The sequence below is a fragment of the Streptomyces sp. NPDC006384 genome (genome assembly GCF_042870695.1).
Lineage (GTDB): Bacteria > Actinomycetota > Actinomycetes > Streptomycetales > Streptomycetaceae > Streptomyces.
This window is the reverse complement of the sequence record NZ_JBIAHR010000003.1, coordinates 342,629-361,572: the sequence shown is the minus strand read 5'-3', so window position 1 is coordinate 361,572 and position 18,944 is coordinate 342,629. Positions and strand designations below refer to the sequence as shown.

20 protein-coding genes, 1 pseudogene and 1 riboswitch are annotated in these 18,944 nt (G+C 73.0%); of the genes and pseudogenes, 11 read left to right on the top strand and 10 right to left on the bottom strand.

The window, feature by feature from the left end:
• Positions 1-23: 23 nt before the first annotated feature.
• The 3 genes from ACFYOJ_RS05820 to ACFYOJ_RS05810 all read right to left on the bottom strand — a co-directional run bounded on the left by ACFYOJ_RS05820 (position 24) and on the right by ACFYOJ_RS05810 (position 3,276).
• Positions 24-956 (bottom strand): 1-phosphofructokinase family hexose kinase, encoded by a 933-nt coding sequence (locus ACFYOJ_RS05820; RefSeq protein ID WP_356553320.1) that lies wholly within the window; start codon positions 954-956, stop codon positions 24-26.
• 224 nt (positions 957-1,180) lie between these two features.
• Complete coding sequence (gene nagA / locus ACFYOJ_RS05815; protein ID WP_356553322.1) at positions 1,181-2,326, bottom strand: N-acetylglucosamine-6-phosphate deacetylase; 1,146 nt, start codon at positions 2,324-2,326, stop codon at positions 1,181-1,183.
• Positions 2,326-3,276 carry an ROK family protein gene (locus tag ACFYOJ_RS05810; RefSeq protein WP_356553324.1) on the bottom strand — a complete coding sequence of 317 codons (951 nt, stop codon included), beginning with the start codon at positions 3,274-3,276 and terminating at the stop codon, positions 2,326-2,328. The genes nagA and ACFYOJ_RS05810 overlap by 1 nt, the downstream gene beginning before the upstream one ends.
• Before the next feature lie 134 nt (positions 3,277-3,410).
• On the opposite strand from ACFYOJ_RS05810, the gene ACFYOJ_RS05805 reads away from it, so the two are divergent.
• The 4 genes from ACFYOJ_RS05805 (at position 3,411) to ACFYOJ_RS05790 (ending at position 6,649) form a co-directional block, all read left to right on the top strand.
• A complete protein-coding gene (locus ACFYOJ_RS05805) occupies positions 3,411-4,676 on the top strand; it encodes an extracellular solute-binding protein (protein ID WP_356553326.1) in 1,266 nt (421 codons plus the stop codon).
• A 52-nt stretch (positions 4,677-4,728) separates the two neighbouring features.
• Positions 4,729-4,989, top strand: a complete 261-nt coding sequence (locus ACFYOJ_RS05800; RefSeq protein ID WP_356553328.1) for a DUF3263 domain-containing protein — start codon at positions 4,729-4,731, stop codon at positions 4,987-4,989.
• A gap of 35 nt (positions 4,990-5,024) precedes the next feature.
• Complete coding sequence (gene otsB / locus ACFYOJ_RS05795) at positions 5,025-5,903, top strand: trehalose-phosphatase (protein ID WP_356553330.1); 879 nt, start codon at positions 5,025-5,027, stop codon at positions 5,901-5,903.
• Positions 5,904-6,040: 137 nt separating this feature from the next.
• Positions 6,041-6,649, top strand: coding sequence for a hypothetical protein (locus tag ACFYOJ_RS05790; protein WP_356553331.1), 609 nt, complete (start codon positions 6,041-6,043; stop codon positions 6,647-6,649).
• A 14-nt stretch (positions 6,650-6,663) separates the two neighbouring features.
• On the opposite strand, the gene ACFYOJ_RS05785 is transcribed toward ACFYOJ_RS05790, so the two are convergent.
• Both ACFYOJ_RS05785 and ACFYOJ_RS05780 read right to left on the bottom strand, forming a co-directional pair.
• A complete protein-coding gene (locus ACFYOJ_RS05785; RefSeq protein ID WP_356553333.1) occupies positions 6,664-8,067 on the bottom strand; it encodes a trehalose-6-phosphate synthase in 1,404 nt (467 codons plus the stop codon).
• Positions 8,068-8,179: 112 nt separating this feature from the next.
• Entirely contained in the window at positions 8,180-9,124 is a 945-nt protein-coding gene (locus tag ACFYOJ_RS05780) for a glucosyl-3-phosphoglycerate synthase (RefSeq protein WP_356553335.1), read from the bottom strand.
• 140 nt (positions 9,125-9,264) lie between these two features.
• A riboswitch (SAM riboswitch) is annotated at positions 9,265-9,426 on the top strand.
• Positions 9,427-9,444: 18 nt separating this feature from the next.
• Here ACFYOJ_RS05780 and thrC point away from each other — a divergent pair.
• The 5 genes from thrC (at position 9,445) to ACFYOJ_RS05755 (ending at position 14,492) form a co-directional block, all read left to right on the top strand.
• On the top strand, positions 9,445-10,746 hold the full coding sequence (gene thrC, locus ACFYOJ_RS05775; RefSeq protein ID WP_356553337.1) for a threonine synthase: 1,302 nt from the start codon (positions 9,445-9,447) through the stop codon (positions 10,744-10,746).
• The gene (locus ACFYOJ_RS05770) at positions 10,743-11,018 is read left to right on the top strand and encodes a MoaD/ThiS family protein (protein WP_217236958.1); all 276 of its coding nucleotides are present in this window, start codon (positions 10,743-10,745) and stop codon (positions 11,016-11,018) included. Before thrC ends, ACFYOJ_RS05770 begins: the two co-directional genes overlap by 4 nt.
• 456 nt (positions 11,019-11,474) lie before the next feature.
• The gene (locus ACFYOJ_RS05765; RefSeq protein ID WP_004929928.1) at positions 11,475-11,678 is read left to right on the top strand and encodes a cold-shock protein; all 204 of its coding nucleotides are present in this window, start codon (positions 11,475-11,477) and stop codon (positions 11,676-11,678) included.
• Between the two features lie 418 nt (positions 11,679-12,096).
• Positions 12,097-13,719 carry a chaperonin GroEL gene (gene groL, locus ACFYOJ_RS05760; RefSeq protein ID WP_356553340.1) on the top strand — a complete coding sequence of 541 codons (1,623 nt, stop codon included), beginning with the start codon at positions 12,097-12,099 and terminating at the stop codon, positions 13,717-13,719.
• A gap of 200 nt (positions 13,720-13,919) precedes the next feature.
• Positions 13,920-14,492, top strand: coding sequence for a dihydrofolate reductase family protein (locus ACFYOJ_RS05755; protein WP_356553341.1), 573 nt, complete (start codon positions 13,920-13,922; stop codon positions 14,490-14,492).
• Between the two features lie 72 nt (positions 14,493-14,564).
• Here ACFYOJ_RS05755 and ACFYOJ_RS05750 read toward each other — a convergent pair whose 3' ends face one another.
• From ACFYOJ_RS05750 to ACFYOJ_RS05740, 3 genes are all read right to left on the bottom strand, one after another.
• Complete coding sequence (locus ACFYOJ_RS05750; protein WP_356553343.1) at positions 14,565-15,155, bottom strand: hypothetical protein; 591 nt, start codon at positions 15,153-15,155, stop codon at positions 14,565-14,567.
• A gap of 70 nt (positions 15,156-15,225) precedes the next feature.
• Positions 15,226-16,161, bottom strand: a complete 936-nt coding sequence (gene murQ / locus ACFYOJ_RS05745; protein ID WP_356553345.1) for an N-acetylmuramic acid 6-phosphate etherase — start codon at positions 16,159-16,161, stop codon at positions 15,226-15,228.
• 67 nt (positions 16,162-16,228) lie between these two features.
• Positions 16,229-17,071 (bottom strand): MurR/RpiR family transcriptional regulator, encoded by an 843-nt coding sequence (locus ACFYOJ_RS05740; RefSeq protein WP_388596215.1) that lies wholly within the window; start codon positions 17,069-17,071, stop codon positions 16,229-16,231.
• Positions 17,072-17,336: 265 nt separating this feature from the next.
• Here ACFYOJ_RS05740 and ACFYOJ_RS05735 point away from each other — a divergent pair, with 265 nt between their 5' ends.
• Together ACFYOJ_RS05735 and ACFYOJ_RS05730 are read left to right on the top strand one after the other, a co-directional pair.
• Positions 17,337-17,720 (top strand): hypothetical protein, encoded by a 384-nt coding sequence (locus ACFYOJ_RS05735; protein ID WP_356553348.1) that lies wholly within the window; start codon positions 17,337-17,339, stop codon positions 17,718-17,720.
• A gap of 9 nt (positions 17,721-17,729) precedes the next feature.
• On the top strand, positions 17,730-18,011 hold the full coding sequence (locus tag ACFYOJ_RS05730; protein WP_356553350.1) for a DUF4031 domain-containing protein: 282 nt from the start codon (positions 17,730-17,732) through the stop codon (positions 18,009-18,011).
• Between the two features lie 11 nt (positions 18,012-18,022).
• Here ACFYOJ_RS05730 and ACFYOJ_RS05725 read toward each other — a convergent pair.
• Positions 18,023-18,223 (bottom strand): annotated as a pseudogene (locus tag ACFYOJ_RS05725) (GNAT family N-acetyltransferase); the annotation flags it as partial.
• Between the two features lie 10 nt (positions 18,224-18,233).
• The gene (locus ACFYOJ_RS05720; protein ID WP_356553352.1) at positions 18,234-18,896 is read right to left on the bottom strand and encodes a hypothetical protein; all 663 of its coding nucleotides are present in this window, start codon (positions 18,894-18,896) and stop codon (positions 18,234-18,236) included.
• Between the last annotated feature and the right edge of the window lie 48 nt (positions 18,897-18,944).

The window sequence follows — 18,944 nt, the reverse complement described above, 5'->3', positions numbered from 1 at the left end:
CGGGGGCACACCGGGCCGGCGGGTCACGCCGCGTCGGCCTCCGCCGTCACCGTGATCCCCCGGCCCAGCAGCTCCTCGTACGCCGCCCGGTCGAACTCGCCCGCCACCGGGGACAGCACCGTCGCCGCGGACAGGGCGACCGCGCGGGCCAGGCGGTCCGGCCAGGGCAGGTGCTCCACCAGGCCCGACAGCAGGCCCGCGACGACGGAGTCGCCCGCGCCGGTCGGATTGCCGCGCACCCGCGCGGGCGGCACCGCCCGCCACCAGCCCTCGGGGGTCACCGCGAGCAGGCCCTCGGCGCCCAGGGAGGCCACCACGGACCGGGCGCCCCGTCTGCGGGCGGCCTGGCCGGCCCTCAGCGGCTCGTGCGCCCCGGTCAGCTCCGCCAGTTCGCCGGCGTTCGGCTTGATCATGTCGGGGCGGGCGGCGACCCCCCGGCGCAGCGGCTCCCCGCTGGTGTCCAGCAGCACCGGTACGCCCGCCGCGCGCGCGGTGCGCACCAGTCCGGCGTAGGCGCCCACCGGCACGCCCGGCGGCAGGCTGCCGCACAGGGCGACCGCCGAGGCGCCGGCGAGCAGGCCGTCGTACGCCTTCTGGAAGGTGCTCCACTCGGCGGGGGAGACGACCGGGCCCGGTTCGTTGAGCTGGGTGGTGTCGCCGGTGCGCTCGTCGACGACGGCGATGGTGCGCCGGGTGGCGCCCGCGACCGGCACCAGCGCGTCGGTCACCTCGCGCAGGCCGGTGAGCCCCTCGCGCACCGCGTCCCCGGTGGTGCCGCCGGCGAAGCCGGTGACCGTCACCGCGTGGCCGAGGACGGCGAGCACCCGGGCCACGTTGAGCCCCTTGCCGCCGGGGCGTTCCGTCACGTCGGTGACCCGGTGGGAGGCGTGGGGGCGCAGGCCCTGGACGCGGTAGGTGATGTCGACAGCGGTGTTCAGCGTGACCGTGAGTATCACCCGTACCGACCTCCCCCGAGGGTCTGTGTCCGCCATGTGTGCCGAGGACATCGTCCGGAGCCGTGGCACCCGAAGCCGTGGTGTCCGGATCCACGTTGCCCGGATCCACGTCGCCCGGACCCATGTGTCCTGACCCATGTGCCCGGAGTCGTGTGCTCCGGGTACACGATCATGCCAAACGGACGGCCGTCGGCCCAGCCCCGCGGCCCAGCCCCGCGGACCGGTCAGCCCAGTCGGGGGTCGACCACCCATTCGCCCCGGCGCATCACACCCACCAGATCGAACCCGGCGTCGAGGACGACCAGGTCGGCGTCCTTGCCGGGCTCCAGGGAGCCGACGCGGTCGGCGAGGCCGAGCAGCCGGGCCGGGTTGGCGGAGATCGCGGCGACGACGTCCTCGACGGGCAGCCCGTCCACCGTCACCGCCCGCTTGAAGGCGCGGTCCAGGGTGAGCGTGGAGCCGGCGATCGAGCCGCCCTCCGTCAGCCGGGCCACGCCGTCCGCGACCTCGACCTCCATCGGGCCGAGCATGTAGCGGCCGTCGCCGAAGCCGGCCGCGTCCATCGCGTCGGTGATGAAGGCGACCCGGGCGGCGCCCGCGTGGTGGAAGGCCAGCCGGAGGGCGGCCGGGTGCAGATGGGTGCCGTCGTTGATCAGCTCGACGGTGACCCGCTCGTCCTCCAGCAGGGCGGCGATGGGGCCGGGGGAGCGGTGGCCGAGCGGCGGCATGGCGTTGAACAGGTGCGTGGCGACGCTCGCGCCCGCGTCGACGGCCTGCAGCGTCTGCTCGTAGGTCGCGTCGGTGTGCCCGACGGCGGCGATCACGCCGTGCTCGACGAGCAGCCGTACGGAGTCCAGGCCGCCCGGCAGCTCGGTGGCGAGCGTCATCATCCTCGCGTGCCCGTGCGCGGCGTCGATCAGCTTGCGGACCTCGGCCGGGTCGGGGTCGCGCAGCAGCTGTTCGTCGTGCGCGCCCTTGCGGCACGGGGAGATGAACGGGCCCTCGAAGTGGATGCCGGCGATGTCGCCCTGCTGGGCCAGCTCGGCGAGCATCCCGGCGTGCCGGGCGAGGAAGTCCAGGTCGCCGGTGACGGCGGAGGCGACCAGCGTGGTGGTGCCGTGCAGGCGGTGGGTGCGGACGCCCCGGAGGATGTCCTCGGCGGTGCCGCCGGCGAAGGAGGCGCCGCCGCCGCCGTGGTTGTGGAGGTCGACGAAGCCGGGGACCACCCAGTGGCCCGACACGTCCAGGACCTCGGCCCCGGGCGGCGCGGTGTCCGCGATCCGCGTGCCGTCGACGACCACCCGGCCGCCGTCCACGGTGCCGGTGGGAAGCACCACCCGGGCTCCGGCGAGAACCTTGCTTGGGGCCATCAGGTGGTTACCTCCGGGGGAGTCGTGGGTGTGGTGTCGAGCAGGTTCCAGGCCAGGAGCCCGGCACCGAGACAGCCGGCGGTGTCCCCCAGGGCCGCGGGGACGATCTCGGGCGGCCGCTGGAAGGTGACGCGCCGCCGGACGGCGTCCCGCAGCGGTGTGAACAAGGTTTCCCCCGCCTCGGCGAGGCCGCCACCGATGACGAGGACGCGGGGGTCCAGCAGGGTGAGCGCGGTGACCAGCCCGTCGGCGAGGGCGTCCACGGCGTCCTGCCACACGGCGCGCGCCCGCGCGTCGCCCGACGCGACGGCCCCGGCACAGCCGGCGGCGTCCGCCTCCGGATCGCCCGTGGCCTCGGCCCAGGCCCGGCCGACGGCCGACGCGGACGCGTACCGCTCCAGGCAGCCGCGCTGCCCGCAGGGGCACGGCGTGCCGCCGGGGCGGACGACGACGTGGCCGATCTCGCCCGCGAAGCCGTGGGCGCCCGCCTCCACCCGGCCGTCGATGCCGATGGCGCCCGCGATGCCGGTGCCCAGCGCCACGAACAGGAACCGGTCGGCGCCCCGTCCGGCCCCGAGGAGTCCCTCGGCGAGCCCGCCGGTGCGCACGTCGTGGCCGAGGGCGACCGGGACGCCGCCGAGCCGCTCGGAGAGCAGCGCGCGCAGGGGTACGTCGCGCCAGCCGAGGTTGGCGGCGTACACGGCGGTGCCCCGCTCCTCGTCGATGATGCCGGGGACGGCGACCCCGGCGGCGACGGCGTCCTCGCCGAACCGGCCGGCGCCCAGGGCGCGCAGTTCGGCGGCGAAGCCGAGGATGCCCGCGACGACGGCCTCGGGGCCGCGCTCGCGTCCGGTGGCGCGGCGGGCCCGGTGCAGCAGCTCGCCCCCCGGCCCCGTCAGGGCGGCCTTCATCCCGGTTCCGCCCACGTCGAGGGCGATGACATGTCTCACGGGGACAGTGTGGCGCGTACACCCGGGAGAGGTCTAGTCCACTCGCGTGGTGTAGACCTTAGTCCGGTAAGCGGACACACGGGCCGGTGATCGGCGACGACCGACCGGCACACGGGCAGGGCGGGGCAGGAACGATGCAGCGGCACAGGACAGGAACGGTCGCGGTGATGTGCGCCCTGGGCATGACGGCGGTCCTCGGCGGCTGCGGGATCACCGGCGGATCCGACGAGGTCACCCTGCGGCTGGTCGCCGCCGACTACGGCGACAGCAAGGCCAACAGCTCCCAGCACTACTGGAACGACCTCGCCAGGGCCTACGAGGCCGACCACCCCGACGTGCACGTCGAGGTCACCGTCCACTCCTGGAACGACGTCGACCGCGAGGTCCGCGAGATGGTCGACGCCGGCGAGGCCCCCGACATGGCGCAGATCGGCGCCTACTCCGATTACGCCGCCGAGGGCCTGCTCTACCGGGCCGACGACGTCCTCTCCATCCCGGTCCAGGCCGACTTCGTCTCCCAGCTGGCGACGGCCGGCCAGGTCGACGGCGTGCAGTACGGCATGCCGTTCGCGGCCTCCACCCGCGTGCTCTTCTACAACAAGACCCTCTTCGCGAAGGCCGGCGTCACCCCGCCCAAGACCTGGGACGACCTCGCCGAGGCCGCCGAAGCGCTCAAGTCGAAGGGCGTGAAGTACCCGTACGCGCTGCCGCTCGGCGCCGAGGAGGCACAGGCCGAGACGATGCAGTGGATGCTCAGCGGCGGTGGCGGCTACACCGACGACGTCGGCATCTACTCCATCGACTCGCCGCAGAACGTCACCACCTTCACCTGGCTCAAGGACGAACTGGTCGGCAAGGGCCTCACCGGCCCCGTCGCCCCCGGCAAGCTCGACCGCGCCGACGCCTTCGCCGCCTTCGCCAACGGCGACGTCGGCATGCTCAACGGCCACCCCTCGCTGATGAAGGCGGCATCGGCCAAGGGCGTGGAGTACGGCATGGTCACCACCCCCGGCATCGACGGCGCGAGCAGGAGCACGCTCGGCGTCACCGACTGGATGACGGCCTTCAAGAAGAACGGCCACCAGGAGGAGATCGGCGACTTCCTCGACTTCGTCTACAGCGAGGAGAACGTCCTCGGCTTCTCCCGCGAGTACGACCTGCTGCCGGTCACCAGCTCCGCGTCCGAGGTGATGAGCACGGCGGCCGAGGACAAGGACCTCAAGCCCTTCCTGGACGAGCTGCTGCTCTCCGAGCTCTACCCCGTCGGCAAGACCTCCTGGGCCTCGGTCAGCGCGGAGGTGAAGAAGAGCATCGGCCGGGCGGTCGCCCCCGGCGCCAGTACCTCGGAGGTGCTGAGCCGGGTCCAGGCGACCGCGATGCGGGCCGACAACGGCGAGTAGCGGCCCCCGCCGGCGGCTGCCGCTGTCGGTGGCGGGCGTTACGGTGCCCTGCATGGAACCGAGGGAACCGGAAGAAGTGGGAGAACCGGGAGAGCTGGGGGAGAGGGAGCGCGCCGTCCTCGCGCTGGAACGCCGCGGCTTTCCGGGCCCCGGCGCGAAGGAACGCGCGATCCGGGAGGAGCTGGGCCTGGCCCCCGTGCGCTACTACCAGCTCCTCAACGCCCTCCTGGACGACCCCCGCGCCCTGGCCCTCGACCCGGTGACGGTCAACCGGCTGCGCCGGGTGCGCCGGTCGCGGCGCGCCGAGCGCTGAGGTTCCCTTCCGCGGCCACGGGATAGGTTCGCCGTATGGGCAGCCACAAGGAATCCACCGACCCCCGGGTCCCCGCGGACCACCTGCCGACGCCCGCGACCGAGGCCGGCCGCGAAGGGCTCGACGCCCTCCTCGCCCGCCCCGGCCGCGCGGTGATCGCACTCGACTTCGACGGCACGCTCGCCCCGATCGTGCCCGACCCCGACCAGGCGCGCGCCCACCCGGACGCTGTCCCGGCCCTCGCCGCGCTCGCCCCGAAGGTCGCCTCCGTCGCGGTGATCACCGGCCGGCCGGCCGAGGTCGCCGTCCACCACGGAGGCTTCGCGGGCGTCCCCGGCCTCGACCACCTCGTCGTCCTCGGCCACTACGGCGCCGAGCGCTGGGACGCCGCCACCGGCCGCGTCACCGCCCCGCCGCCCCACCCGGGGGTGGCCGCCGTCCGCGCCGAACTGCCGGGACTGCTGGACGCCGCCGGTGCCGGCGCCGGGCAGGGCGTCCGGATCGAGGAGAAGGGGCGGGCGGTCGCCGTGCACACCCGCCGCGCGGCCGATCCGCAGGGCGCCTTCGACACCCTGCGCGGCCCCCTGGCCGACCTGGCCGCCCGCCACGGCCTCGTCGTCGAACCGGGCCGCCTGGTACTGGAGCTGCGCCCGCCCGGCATGGACAAGGGCGTCGCGCTGCGCGAGTACGCCCGCGAGAGGGGCGCCGCGTCCGTCCTCTTCGCCGGCGACGACCTCGGCGACCTCCCCGCCTTCGCGGCCGTCGGCACCCTGCGCGCCGAGGGCATCCCGGGACTCCTGGTGTGCAGCGGCAGCGACGAGGTGACGGAACTGCGGGAACGCGCGGACCTGGAGGTGGACGGCCCGGCCGGGGTGGTGGCCCTCCTGAGGACCCTCGCGGAACGCCTGGCCTGACGCCGATGTCACGAGGATGTCTGCGAGTGTCACAGACCTGTCCGGACGCCACGGGCGAGGCAACCGGGTCGTGTGCCGGGCGCTCCTCCGAACCGTAAGGCCGGTCGATACGGCCCCCAACCGTGGAGGACAACGTCATGCCCGCTCGCAAGTTCTCGGTGCTCGCCCTCGCCGTCCTGGCCGCCGGTCTGACGCTCACCGCCTGCGACGGCGGCGGCACCGCCGACGGCGCCGCGTCCTCCCCCTCGGCGACGACCGCCGCGCAGTCCCCCACCGCCGCGCAGTCCCCCACCACCACGACGGGCGCTTCCGCCGGCGGCTCGGCGTCCGCCGGTGGCGCGGCGTCCGCCGCCCCCGGCAAGGAGGGGGCGAAGTGCACGGACCAGAAGGACTACGCGGGTGACCCCCGGTCGAACGCGGAGATCAACTCGATCGGCGCGGACACCGGCACCTGCCCGCAGCCGCAGAAGGGCGCCGGCGCCCCCTCGAAGGCTCTCGCGCTGGACCTGAAGTGCACCAACCAGCTGGACTACGCGAACGACCCGCGGTCGAACGCGGAGATCAACTCGATCGGCGCGGAAACCGGCACCTGCCCCGCGCCGAAGGGAGACAAAGCCTCGTCGGGCGACCTCGCGCTGGACCTGAAGTGCACCAACCAGCTCGACTACGCGAACGACCCGCGGTCGAACGCCGAGATCAACTCCATCGGCGCGGACACCGGCACCTGCCCCGTGCCGCAGCAGTAGGCGGCCGACGCGGCTCAGCCCCGCAGCGCCTCCAGCTGGTCCAGGAACCACCGCGCCGGAGGCAACGCCGTCCCCGCCGCCGCCAGCCGCTTCGACCGTTCCGCCCGCTCCCCGGGCGGAACGGACAGCGCCTCGTGCAGCGCCTTTGCCGTCCCGGCGACGTCGTACGGGTTCACCACCACCGCGTCGTCGCCCAGCTCCTCGTACGCCCCCGCCTCCCGCGACAGCACCAGCACGCACCCCTCGTCGGAGACGACCGGCACCTCCTTCGCCACCAGGTTCATCCCGTCCCGGATCGGGTTGACCAGCGCCACGTCCGCCAGCCGGTACGCCGCCAGGGACCGCGCGAAGTCGTCCTTCACGTGCAGCACGACCGGCTTCCACCCGGCCGTCCCGAACTCCGCGTTGATCTGCTCCGCGACCCGCTGCACCTCGGCCGTGTACTCCCGGTACACGGCGAGGTCCTGCCGTGACGGGTAGGCGAACGCGACGTGCACGACCCGCTCCCGCCACTCGGGCCGGTCGACGAGCAGCTGCCGGTAGGCCAGCAGCCCCCGCACGATGTTCTTGGACAGCTCGGTCCGGTCCACCCGCACGACCGTCCGGCGCGCACCGCCGTCCGGCGCCCGGCCGATCTCCTCCCGCAGCGCGGCCATCCGCTCGTCCACATCGGCCTCGTGCGACCGCTTCCGCAGGAACTCCCCGTCCGCGCCCAGCCCGTGCACGCCGATCTCCGTGCCGCCGAGCCCGCCCACCAGCGCGTCGCAGCAGGCGGTGAACGCGTCGGCCCACCGCCGGGTGAGGAACCCGAGCCGGTCGGCGCCGAGCATGCCGCGCAGCACCTGCCCGGCGATGTCGTCCGGCAGCATCCGGAAGTACTCCACCGGCGCCCACGGCGTGTGCGAGAAGTGGCCGATCCTGAGGTCGGGCCGCAGTTCGCGCAGCATCCCCGGCACCAGCGTCAGGTGGTAGTCCTGCACCATCGCGACCGCGCCCTCGGCGGCCTCCTCGGCCAGCGCCTCGGCGAAGGCCCGGTTGAAGGCCTCGTAGGAGGCCCACTGCCGCCGGAACTCCGCGTCGAAGACGGGCTCCAGCGGCGTCTGGTACAGCATGTGGTGCACGAACCACAGCACCGAGTTGGCGATCCCGTTGTACGCGTCCGCGTGCACGTCGGCCGGCACGTCCAGCATCCGCACGCCGTCCTCGCCCACCCCGCGCCGCACCGCCTCGCGGTCGCCGTCGCCCAGCGCGGAGCACACCCACAGCGCGCCCGCGTCCGGGCCGATGGCCGACAGACCGGAGACGAGACCGCCGCCGCCGCGTCTGGCACGCAGCGAACCGTCCTCCCCCACCTCGTACGAGACAGGCCCCCTGTTGGAGGCGACGAGCACCTGAGCTGCACCGAAGCTTGAAGCCATAAGCCTCAACGTAGCCCGGCCCCGAGAACCTCAAACGTTCCCCCCGTCACCCCGGTGAAGGGGCACCGGGGATCCGGCGCCCACGGACGGCGCGCCCCGCACTCCGGCCGGCTCACGCCACCCGGCGGGCCGCGTACTCCGCGATCTGGGTCATCGGGGGCCGTTCCTCCGTGTCCACCGGGTAGGTGCGCGGCTCGAAACCGGCCTCGCCCCGCTCGAACTGGGTCAGGGCCGGCCGGACCAGGTGGCCGCGGGCCAGCCGGAGCTGGGCGGTGCGGTAGATCGCGGCGGACATGCGGCCCAGGGCCTGCCCGTCCTGGTGCCGGTGCCGGCGGACGCCGACGTCGACCTGCGCGAGGGCGTCCAGGCCCACCAGGTGCAGGGCGTCGACCAGCATGCCCAGCTCCACCCCGTAGCCGACGGGGAAGGGGAGACGCTCCAGGAGGGAGCGGCGGGCCGCGTACTCGCCGCCGAGCGGCTGGACGAAGCCGGCCAGCAGCGGCCAGTGCAGGTTGAGCAGCGGGCGGGCCATCAGCTCGGTGACCCGGCCGCCCTGCCCGGCCGCGGTGCCGAGCGGGCGGTCGTACATCGCCTTGACGAGGTGCACCTCCGGGTCGGTGAGCAGCGGGCCCACGATGCCGGAGACGAAGTCCGCCGAGAAGTCGCGCAGGTCCGCGTCGACGAAGCAGACGATGTCGCCGCCGGTGACCAGCAGCGACCGCCACAGCACCTCGCCCTTGCCGGGAACGGCCGGTATGCGGGGGAGTATCCCGTCGCGGTGGACGACGCGCGCCCCCGCAGCCGCGGCCACCGCCGCCGTGCGGTCCGTCGAGCCGGAGTCCACGACCACGAGCTCGTCGACGAGGGGGACGCGCTCCATCAGCTCGCGGCGGATCACCGCGACGATGTCGCCGACGGTCGCCTCCTCGTCGAGCGCGGGCAGCACCACGCTGACCGTCTGACCCGTGGCGCGCTTGGCGGCCATGATCCGGCCGAGCGGGCGGTCCGCCACGGACCAGGAGCGTGCGTCCAGCCAGCGCTCGACTTCTTCCAGCACGGTCGGTGGGCTCCTCTGTGATCCATCTCGCGGTTCGGACGACTATCTCAACTGTCGTGGCCTTCGGTTACAGTCTTGAACAACGCGGGCGGCCGGTGCATGCCGGGGCCCCACGTGACATGCGAAAAACAACCACATACCGCTCATCCAGAGGGGCAGAGGGACACGGCCCGATGAAGCCCCGGCAACCCTCCAGCCGGTTCTCGCAGACCTGAGTCACGGTCGATCGCAGCGCGAGGCTCCCGGCTAGGGAAGGTGCCAAATCCGTCTCACGGCGAGATGCGTCGTGAGGAAGATGAGGAGAAAGGGCCTCGCCTCACATGGCTGTGCAGACTGTCGCAAGCAACGCCGACGACACCGCTTCCCCCGCCCCCTCCGTGGACCTGGGTCCCGCCGTGGCGCTCTCCTGCCGCGAATGCGGTCACCGCGTGCCGCTCGGCCCGGTCTTCGCCTGCGAGGAGTGTTTCGGCCCGCTGGAGATCGCCTACGACTTCTCGGCCTACGACACCGAGGAGTTGCGGAGGCGCATCGAAGCGGGCCCCGCGAACATCTGGCGCTACGCCCCCCTGCTGCCCGTCCCCGCCGACGTGGCCGACAAGCCGAACATCAACCCCGGCTGGACCAAGCTGGTCAAGGCCGACAACCTCGCCCGCGAACTCGGCGTCACCGGCGGCCTGTTCGTCAAGGACGACTCCGGCAACCCGACGCACTCCTTCAAGGACCGCGTCGTCGCCCAGGCCCTGGAGGCCGCCCGCGCCTTCGGCTTCACCACCCTGTCCTGCTCCTCCACCGGCAACCTCGCCGGCGCCGTCGGCGCCGCCGCCGCCCGCGCCGGCCTGCGCTCCTGCGTGTTCATCCCGCACGACCTGGAACAGGGCAAGGTCGTCATGGCCGCCGTCTACGGCGGTGAACTCGTCGGCATCGAGGGCAACTACGACGACGTCAACCGCTTCTGCTCCGAGCTGATCGGCGACCCGGCCGGCGAGGGCTGGGGCTTCGTCAACGTCAACCTGCGCCCGTACTACGCCGAGGGGTCCAAGACCCTCGCGTACGAGATCTGCGAGCAGCTCGGCTGGCGGCTGCCCGACCAGATCGTCGTCCCGATCGCCTCCGGCTCCCAGCTCACGAAGATCGACAAGGGCCTGCGGGAGCTGATCGCGCTCGGTCTGGTCGAGGACCGGCCGTACAAGATCTTCGGTGCCCAGGCCGAGGGCTGCTCGCCGGTGTCCACCGCGTACAAGGCCGGGCACGACGTCGTACGCCCGCAGAAGCCGAACACCATCGCCAAGTCGCTGGCGATCGGCAACCCGGCCGACGGCCCCTACGTCCTGGACATCGCCCGCCGCACCGGCGGCGCGGTGGAGGACGTGACCGACGAGCAGGTCGTCGACGCCATCAAGCTGCTCGCCCGCACGGAGGGCATCTTCGCGGAGACCGCGGGCGGTGTGACGGTCGGCGTCACGAAGAAGCTGATCGAGGACGGCGTCCTGGACCCGTCGCTCACCACGGTCGTCCTCAACACCGGCGACGGCCTCAAGACCCTCGACGCGGTGGCCGGCACCGGCCTGACCGCGACGATCCGCCCCGACCTGGACTCCTTCCGAGAGGCTGGCCTCGCATGAGCGTGACCGTTCGCATCCCCACCATCCTGCGCACCTACACCGGCGGGAAGGCCGAGGTCGCCGCCGAGGGCGCCACCCTCGCCGAGGTCATCTCCGACCTGGAGAAGAACCACACCGGCATCGCCGCCCGCGTCCTGGACGACCAGGGCAAGCTGCGCCGCTTCGTCAACGTCTACGTCAACGACGACGACGTCCGCTTCGAGCAGGGGCTGGAGACCGCGACGCCGGACGGCGCGGGCGTCTCCATCATCCCGGCGGTCGCCGGCGGCTGACCGCCGCCCGGCCCCCCGGCCGGCCCGCCGTCACCTTCGGTGAACGGCGTCACGCAGAGTTCCCCGGATTACCCCCTCCGCAAGAGAAGCGGAGGGGGTAATTCCATGTGATTGGGCGCGGTAGAGTTGGGGAACGCGCCCCCGGTCACCGGGCCGGCGCCTTCGCTTTCTCTCCGCGCGCCCGACAAGATGCAGCCAAAATGTGGCGCATTTCGCGGCCTTTGTTCACTTTGCGCGGCCCGACTTGACCCGTCATCAGGTGAAACTTCGCCATTTTCCGGACCGGGTGCGTCCAGATTTCTCGTCCGAGTGACCTGTTGCAGACGGCAGTTGGGCAGATACATTCAGCCGCGGTCGACGCGTTCCGGCGCACGCCCCCGCCCATTGGGGGGTGAGGTCTGACCCGGATCCGCGAAGTGTGGATCTGCGCAAGGGCCAGTAATAGGGGAGTTAGGCATGGCTCAGGGCACCGTCAAGTGGTTCAACGCGGAGAAGGGGTACGGCTTCATCGCGGTCGACGGTGGTGCGGATGTTTTCGTCCACTACAGCGCGATCCAGATGGACGGCTACCGCACCCTCGAAGAAGGCCAGCGGGTCGAGTTCGAGATCTCGCAGGGTCAGAAGGGCCCGCAGGCCGACATGGTCCGCCTCAGCGCCTGAGACGCGCGGCCACCGCAAGTCAACGGTCTTCCCCGAAGGGCCCGCACCCGTACCTGGGTGCGGGCCCTTCGGCCTGCCCGGACCCGGAGGACCCTGCCCCGGCTCCGGTCCCGGGCCCGTGTCCGGCCGGTGTTCGCGGGCGGCGGACCCGCCCCCCGATCCCCATAGGCGCTTGCGCCCGCCCGTCACCCGACCACCACCCCTCGACGAGCCCGCTACGCGGGCGCACCTTGCACTCGGGCGGGTCGAGTGCTAATCATTGGCGTTAGCACTCTGAAGGTGAGAGTGACAACGAAGGACCGGGTCGGTGAGGCCCGCGGGCCGACGTGGGAAGGAACCACGGGGCCGGCGAGCCGTCCGTCGCGGGCGCGGGCGCGGTCCGAAGGAATCACCCCCAGTCCTGGAGGGACCACTTCACATGGCCAAGATCATCGCGTTCGACGAGGAGGCGCGGCGCGGCCTCGAGCGCGGCATGAACCAGCTCGCGGACGCCGTCAAGGTGACGCTCGGCCCCAAGGGCCGCAACGTCGTCCTCGAGAAGAAGTGGGGCGCGCCCACGATCACCAACGACGGTGTCTCCATCGCCAAGGAGATCGAGCTCGAGGACCCGTACGAGAAGATCGGCGCCGAGCTGGTCAAGGAAGTCGCCAAGAAGACGGACGACGTCGCCGGTGACGGTACGACCACCGCGACCGTTCTGGCCCAGGCCCTGGTGCGCGAGGGTCTGCGCAACGTGGCCGCCGGCGCCAACCCGATGGCCCTGAAGCGCGGCATCGAGAAGGCCGTCGAGGCCGTCTCCGCCGCCCTGCTGGAGCAGGCGAAGGACGTCGAGACCAAGGAGCAGATCGCCTCCACGGCCTCCATCTCCGCCGCCGACACCCAGATCGGCGAGCTGATCGCCGAGGCCATGGACAAGGTCGGCAAGGAAGGCGTCATCACCGTCGAGGAGTCCCAGACCTTCGGTCTGGAGCTGGAGCTCACCGAGGGTATGCGCTTCGACAAGGGCTACATCTCGGCGTACTTCGCCACCGACATGGAGCGTATGGAGGCCGTCCTCGACGACCCGTACATCCTGATCGCCAACTCCAAGATCTCCAACGTCAAGGACCTGCTCCCGCTCCTGGAGAAGGTCATGCAGTCGGGCAAGCCGCTGCTGATCATCGCCGAGGACGTCGAGGGCGAGGCCCTGTCGACCCTGGTCGTCAACAAGATCCGCGGCACCTTCAAGTCCGTCGCCGTCAAGGCCCCGGGCTTCGGCGACCGCCGCAAGGCCATGCTCGGCGACATCGCCATCCTCACGGGCGGCGAGGTCATCTCCGAGGAGGTCGGCCTCAAGCTGGAGAACGCCACGCTCGACCTGCTGGGCAAGGCGCGCAAGGTCGTCATCACCAAGGACGAGACCACGATCGTGGACGGCGCCGGCTCCGCCGAGCAGGTCCAGGGCCGGGTCAACCAGATCCGCGCCGAGATCGAGAACAGCGACTCGGACTACGACCGCGAGAAGCTCCAGGAGCGCCTGGCGAAGCTGGCCGGCGGCGTGGCCGTCATCAAGGCCGGTGCCGCCACCGAGGTCGAGCTCAAGGAGCGCAAGCACCGCATCGAGGACGCCGTGCGCAACGCGAAGGCGGCCGTCGAGGAGGGCATCGTCGCCGGTGGTGGCGTGGCCCTGCTGCAGGCCTCCCAGGTCTTCGAGAAGCTGGAGCTCGACGGTGACGAGGCGACCGGCGCCAACGCCGTGAAGCTCGCGCTGGAGGCCCCGCTGAAGCAGATCGCCGTCAACGGTGGTCTCGAGGGCGGCGTCGTCGTGGAGAAGGTCCGCAACCTCCAGGTCGGCCACGGCCTGAACGCCGCGACCGGTGAGTACGTCGACATGATCGCCGAGGGCATCATCGACCCGGCGAAGGTGACCCGTTCCGCGCTGCAGAACGCCGCCTCCATCGCCGCGCTGTTCCTCACCACCGAGGCCGTCATCGCCGACAAGCCGGAGAAGGCCGCCGCGCCCGCCGGCGGCGGCATGCCGGGCGGTGACATGGACTTCTGATCGACCGGTTCCGGTTGATCGACCGTCCTTCGGTACCGAGGGCGGCACTCCTGGCCACAGGCCGGGGGTGCCGCCCTCGGGCGCGTTCCCGGGAAGATCCGCCGCGGCCGATGAGTTTTCGCGGTCGCCACGGTCGTAGTCGTACAAGATGAACGCACCGCGGGATGCCCCGTGCCACCGCACACCCAGGAGACGACCAGATGCGCACCCTGATCAGCACCGCCTTCGTCTCGCTCGACGGAGTCATGGAGGCTCCCGGCGGCGAGCCCGGCTACCGGAACTCGGGCTGGACCTTCAAGGACGTGGAGTTCCTCCCCGAGGCGTTCGAGATCAAGGGCCGGGAACAGAAGGAGGCCGGTGCCCTGCTGCTCGGCCGGGTCAGCTACCAGGCGTTCAGCACGGTCTGGCCGGACATGGAGGAGTTCGCCGACTACAGGACGATGCCGAAGTACGTCGTCTCCACCACCCTCACCGACGGCGATCTGGTGGACGACTGGGGCGAGACCACGATCCTGCGCTCGCTCGACGACGTCGCCGCGCTGAAGGAGACGGAGGGCGCCCCGCTCATCGTCCACGGCAGCGCCGCCCTCAACCGGGCCCTGTCGGACGCCGGTCTGATCGACCGCTACCACCTGCTGGTCTTCCCGCTGCTCCTCGGAGCGGGGAAGCGGCTGTTCAGCGACACGGACAAGGACACCCAGCGGCTGAGGCTCGTCGAGCACGAGACCTACGCCAACGGCATCCAGAAGAACGTCTTCGACGTCGTCCGCTGACCCCTCCCGCGGCCCCGTCCACCGGCGCGGTGCCCGGCCGAAGGGCTCAGCCGAAAGCCTCGGCCGAAGGGCTCAGCCGAAGGCGCCGCCGCCCATCGGCTCGATGTCCACCCGCACCGGCGTCCCCCACACGCGCAGCACCTCGTAGTCCGTGAACTCGTGCACCAGCCGGTACGCCATGGCCGCGCGCGGGGCGCGCAGCTGGGCGGCGATGTACAGCTCGGCCTCGCGGCGGTCGCGGCGCGGGGTGCCGCACAGCTGCCACGCCTGCCCGTTCCACAGCTCGGGCAGCCAGCGCTGCTGGGGCTGCGGGCGGTCGCCGCGCACCCCGTACCGGGACTGCACCGGCTCGGTGTGCCGGGCCGGGAGGGGGCCGCCGCCGTACTCGGCGTCGTACTCGGCGCGGCGGGCGGTGCGGCGGCGGGTCTCGCACAGCAGGCACAGGTCGGGGGCGGCCTCGTCGACCGGCCCGTTCGGGTGCTCGGGGCAGCGGGTGCTCGGGGCGGCCGCCGTGACGCCCTCCTCCAGCCGGTCCAGCGCGCGCTTCAGGTCGGCGCGGATCTCGTGCAGCTTGGCGTCGGGGGTGTCGGCGGTCAGGGCCTCGCCGTGCTCACCGAGGAGACGCAGGGCGCGGCCCAGGGCGGTCAGCTGGGCGTGGTTCATGTTCCTCAGGGTCGCACACGGGGCCGGTGGGGCGGACCGCCCGTGCGCACGCCGCCCGCGTGCCCGGGGCTCAGGTGGCCGCCGCGGCCAGCGCGGCGCGCAGCCGGCCGCCGGAGTCCTCCAGGAGGCGGGCGGCCGTGGGGCCGTCCACGTCGGCCAGCAGCGCCAGGATGGCGTGCTTGACCTCGCCGCCGGTGGCGGTCAGGGCGCGCTCGACCTCGTCGTCGGCGGCACCGGTGGCGAGCGCGACGATACGGCGGGAGCGGGCGCGCAGCTTCTCGTTGGAGGCGCGGACGTCGACCATCAGGTTCCCGTACGTCTTGCCGAGCCGGATCATGGTGATCGTCGACAGCATGTTGAGGACCAGCTTCTGCGCCGTGCCGGCCTTCAGCCGGGTGGAGCCGGTGAGCAGCTCGGGGCCGGTGACGACCTCGATGCCGTGCTCGGCGGCGGCGGCCAGCGCGCTGCCCGCGTTGCAGGCCAGGCCGACGGTCAGCGCGCCGAGCGCCCGCGCGTGCTCGACGGCGCCGACGGCGTACGGGGTGCGGCCGGAGGCGGAGACGCCGACCACCGTGTCGTCGGGGGTGAGGGCGAGCGCGTCGAGGTCGGCGCGGGCGAGCCCGGCGGAGTCCTCGGCGCCCTCGACGGAGGTCGTCATGGCCTCGGCGCCACCCGCGATCAGGCCGACGACCTGCCCGGGGGCCGTGTTGAAGGTGGGCGGGCACTCCGAGGCGTCCAGCACGCCGAGCCGGCCGGCCGTACCGGCGCCCGCGTAGACCAGCCGTCCGCCCCGGGCCATCCGGGCGGCGACGGCGTCGACGGCGGCGGCGATCTCGGGCAGCCGCGCGGCGACGGCGGCGGGCACGGTGGCGTCCTCGCCGTTCATCAGCCGCGCGATGTCGAGCGTGGACATCCGGTCGATCCCGGCCAGCTCGGGCCGGAACGCCTCGGTGGTCAGCGTCTCCAACTGGGAACGGAGATCGGGGTGTCGGGGGGTCTCAGTCATGAACCAGCCGCTCTTTTCGCCTTCGGTGCCAGTCTTGGCCAGTCTTGTCCCGGGGCGCGGGAAGGTCCTACGGTCTCCCGCGGTGCCCGTGCCGGTGCGCCAGCGCCTCGTACGAAGCGGCCAGCGCCGGCGCGGCCGACTCGTACGTCCGCTGCGCCACCCCCACGAACAGGCAGTCCACCACCAGCAGCTGACTGGTCCGCGAGGACATCGCCGCCGGCCGCAGCTCGCTCTCCCGCGCCGTGGACGTGGTCAGCACGTGGTCGGCGTACTGCGTGACGGGGCTGTCGGGGCGGCCGGTGATCGCGACGGTCGTCGCGCCGCGTTCGAAGGCGGCCCGCAGCGGCTCGATGACGTCCCCCGTCGACCCGGAGTGCGTGATGGCGACGGCGACGTCCCCGGCGCGCAGCTGCACCGCGTTGGTGACGGCGAGGTGGGGGTCGTTCGGCGCGTGGGCTATGAGCCCTATGCGCAGCAGTTTCTGCGTGAGGTCCTGGGCGACCAGGCCCGAGGCGCCGATGCCGTACACGTCGGTGCGCCGGGCGGCGGCGAGCGCGGCGACGGCCGCGCCGAGCTGCACGGTGTCCAGGCCGGCGGCGGTGTCGGCGAGGGTCTGCCGCTCGTCGTGGGCCAGCTTGGCGACGACGTCCGCGATCGGGTCGTCGACCGCGATGTCGGTCGTGATGGCGGGCGTCCGTCCCGACTGCTGCTGCGCGGCGAGCCCGGCCAGCGCGAGGCGCAGGTCGCGGTAGCCGGGGTAGCCGAGCAGACGGGCGGTGCGTACGACGGTCGCCTCGCTGGTGCCGGTGAGCTCGGCGAGTCCGGTCACCGTGAGCGCCGCGCAGCCGGCCGGGTCGTCCGCGACGGCCTCGGCGACCCGCTGCATGGAACGCGTCATCGACGGCCCCAGCGTGCGGACCTTGGCCGCGAGGGCGGCGGGCGCGGGCGGCGCGCTCCCGCCCGCGCCGGCACGGCGGCCACGGGAGGCGCTCGCGGCGCTCGCGGCGTTCGCGGCGTTCGCGGCGTTCGCGGTGCCGGGGGCACTCACCGCACTCGGCGCGCTCGCCGTACTCTCCGTACTCTCCGCACTCGCGAAAGTTTCCTTCACTTCATCGGGCACTCGTGAAAGATATTTTCGTTTCGGTCCGCGGGTCAAGAGTGCGCACAATGGGTGCATGGACCCCATCAGCCCCCTGGAACAGGCCCTGCACGCGGCGCGCGCCCTGGTGCTCGCCGACCTCGTGACGGGCCAGGTGGCCGAGGCGGACGTCGTCTCGCTCGTCGAGGAGTCGGTCGTGCAGCGGCGCTGGTGGGTCGAGCAGTGGCCCGAGGGCGTGGAGTTCGTGGCCGGGCTGGTCGCGCAGGACGTGCAGGACGCCCTGCTGGAGCGGTACGGCCGCTGGCCGCTGTGCCCGGTGTGCGGCTCCGGCGACCCGCACGCCCTGGACGTCGAGCCGGAACTCGGCCCGGACCCGCACTGGGTGTGCGGCAAGGCCGGCGTGAAGGTCGCGCCGGTCGGTTCGCTGGGCGCCGTCACCGGCGGCACGCAGACCTCGTAGGGAGCCCCGGTGGCCGTCTACATCGACCCGCCCGCCTGGCCGGGACACGGCCGGATGTGGTCGCACCTCGTCAGCGACGACTCCTACGCCGAACTGCACGCGTTCGCCGAGCGGCTGGGCGTGCCGCGCCGCGCCTTCGAGCGCGACCACTACGACATCCCCGCCCACCGGTACGCGGACGTCGTCGCCGCCGGCGCGCGGGAGGTCAGCAGCCGCGAGGTGGTGCGGCTGCTGCACGCGGCGGGACTGCGCCGCCGCAAGGGCGGCGGCCGTCAGCGGCGCAGCCCGTAGGCGAACCGCGTCTCCTCCCCGCGACCCGGGTGAAAGGTGAGGCGGCCGGCGTAGGCGATCAGATCATCGGCGACATGCTCCGCCGTGTACCGGCAGCTCCACTCCAGCCGCCCGGCCCGCACCGCCTCCCAGTCCCGGTCCGTCGCCGTCCGCAGCAGTGCCACGGCGCTCGCGACGGCCTCCTCCACCTGATCCCCGCCCATGCTCAGCATGCCGGGCAGGCTACGGGGCCGGGCTGTCCCCGGACGAGAGCATTTCCAGCTCCCCGGCGATGTTGTAGCGCGCCGTCGCCTCCCACTCCCGCTGCCCGTACGGGGTGCGGAACAGCCGCGGCAGGCCGAGCAGCCGGCGGAGCACCGCGGACCGTCCCTCGCGGAAGGCGTCGTTCGGCACGAAGTGGTACTCCTCGCGGACAGCGGCCGTGTACACGGCGTACGCGCTCGGCGGCGAGGCGAGGACCGCCAGATCGGCGTCGCACAGCACCTGTCCGTTGCGGTCGTCGTCGGCGGGGTCGTGGGAGACGGTGAGCCGCACCAGCCGGGCCACCTCGGCGGTCCTCCCCGCCGGGACCCCGGCCTCGGGCAGCGCCCGCTCTGCGAGGCGGGCGGAGCGCTCTTCGTTCTCGGACCGCTCGGGCAGATACACGGCGTCGTGGAACCACGCGGCCAGCCGGACCGCGTCCGGATCGTCGGCGTACTCCTCCAGCACGTCGACGCGGTCCAGGACGGCGGTCAGGTGGGCGACCGTGTGATAGCGCCGCTGCGGCTCCTGCCAGCGGTCGAGCAGATTGTCGGCGTACGGCGCCGGGTCCGGGCCGGAGCCGGGGCGCCGGGCTCCCTCCAGAGCACGGGCGAAACGGGCACGGAGGACGTCGAGATCGGCCATGCGCCCATTGTCGCCCGGGGCCCGCCCCCCCGACTGCCGACGATTGCT

Coding starts and splice junctions, on each gene's coding strand:
- ACFYOJ_RS05735 (WP_356553348.1), top strand. CDS start 17,337: ATGGACCCCATCAGCCCCCTGGAACAGGCCCTGCACGCGGCGCGCGCC.
- ACFYOJ_RS05720 (WP_356553352.1), bottom strand. CDS start 18,896: ATGGCCGATCTCGACGTCCTCCGTGCCCGTTTCGCCCGTGCTCTGGAG.
- ACFYOJ_RS05750 (WP_356553343.1), bottom strand. CDS start 15,155: ATGAACCACGCCCAGCTGACCGCCCTGGGCCGCGCCCTGCGTCTCCTC.
- groL (WP_356553340.1), top strand. CDS start 12,097: ATGGCCAAGATCATCGCGTTCGACGAGGAGGCGCGGCGCGGCCTCGAG.
- ACFYOJ_RS05805 (WP_356553326.1), top strand. CDS start 3,411: ATGCAGCGGCACAGGACAGGAACGGTCGCGGTGATGTGCGCCCTGGGC.
- nagA (WP_356553322.1), bottom strand. CDS start 2,326: ATGGCCCCAAGCAAGGTTCTCGCCGGAGCCCGGGTGGTGCTTCCCACC.
- ACFYOJ_RS05755 (WP_356553341.1), top strand. CDS start 13,920: ATGCGCACCCTGATCAGCACCGCCTTCGTCTCGCTCGACGGAGTCATG.
- ACFYOJ_RS05790 (WP_356553331.1), top strand. CDS start 6,041: ATGCCCGCTCGCAAGTTCTCGGTGCTCGCCCTCGCCGTCCTGGCCGCC.
- thrC (WP_356553337.1), top strand. CDS start 9,445: ATGGCTGTGCAGACTGTCGCAAGCAACGCCGACGACACCGCTTCCCCC.
- otsB (WP_356553330.1), top strand. CDS start 5,025: ATGGGCAGCCACAAGGAATCCACCGACCCCCGGGTCCCCGCGGACCAC.
- murQ (WP_356553345.1), bottom strand. CDS start 16,161: ATGACTGAGACCCCCCGACACCCCGATCTCCGTTCCCAGTTGGAGACG.
- ACFYOJ_RS05785 (WP_356553333.1), bottom strand. CDS start 8,067: ATGGCTTCAAGCTTCGGTGCAGCTCAGGTGCTCGTCGCCTCCAACAGG.
- ACFYOJ_RS05765 (WP_004929928.1), top strand. CDS start 11,475: ATGGCTCAGGGCACCGTCAAGTGGTTCAACGCGGAGAAGGGGTACGGC.
- ACFYOJ_RS05800 (WP_356553328.1), top strand. CDS start 4,729: ATGGAACCGAGGGAACCGGAAGAAGTGGGAGAACCGGGAGAGCTGGGG.
- ACFYOJ_RS05770 (WP_217236958.1), top strand. CDS start 10,743: ATGAGCGTGACCGTTCGCATCCCCACCATCCTGCGCACCTACACCGGC.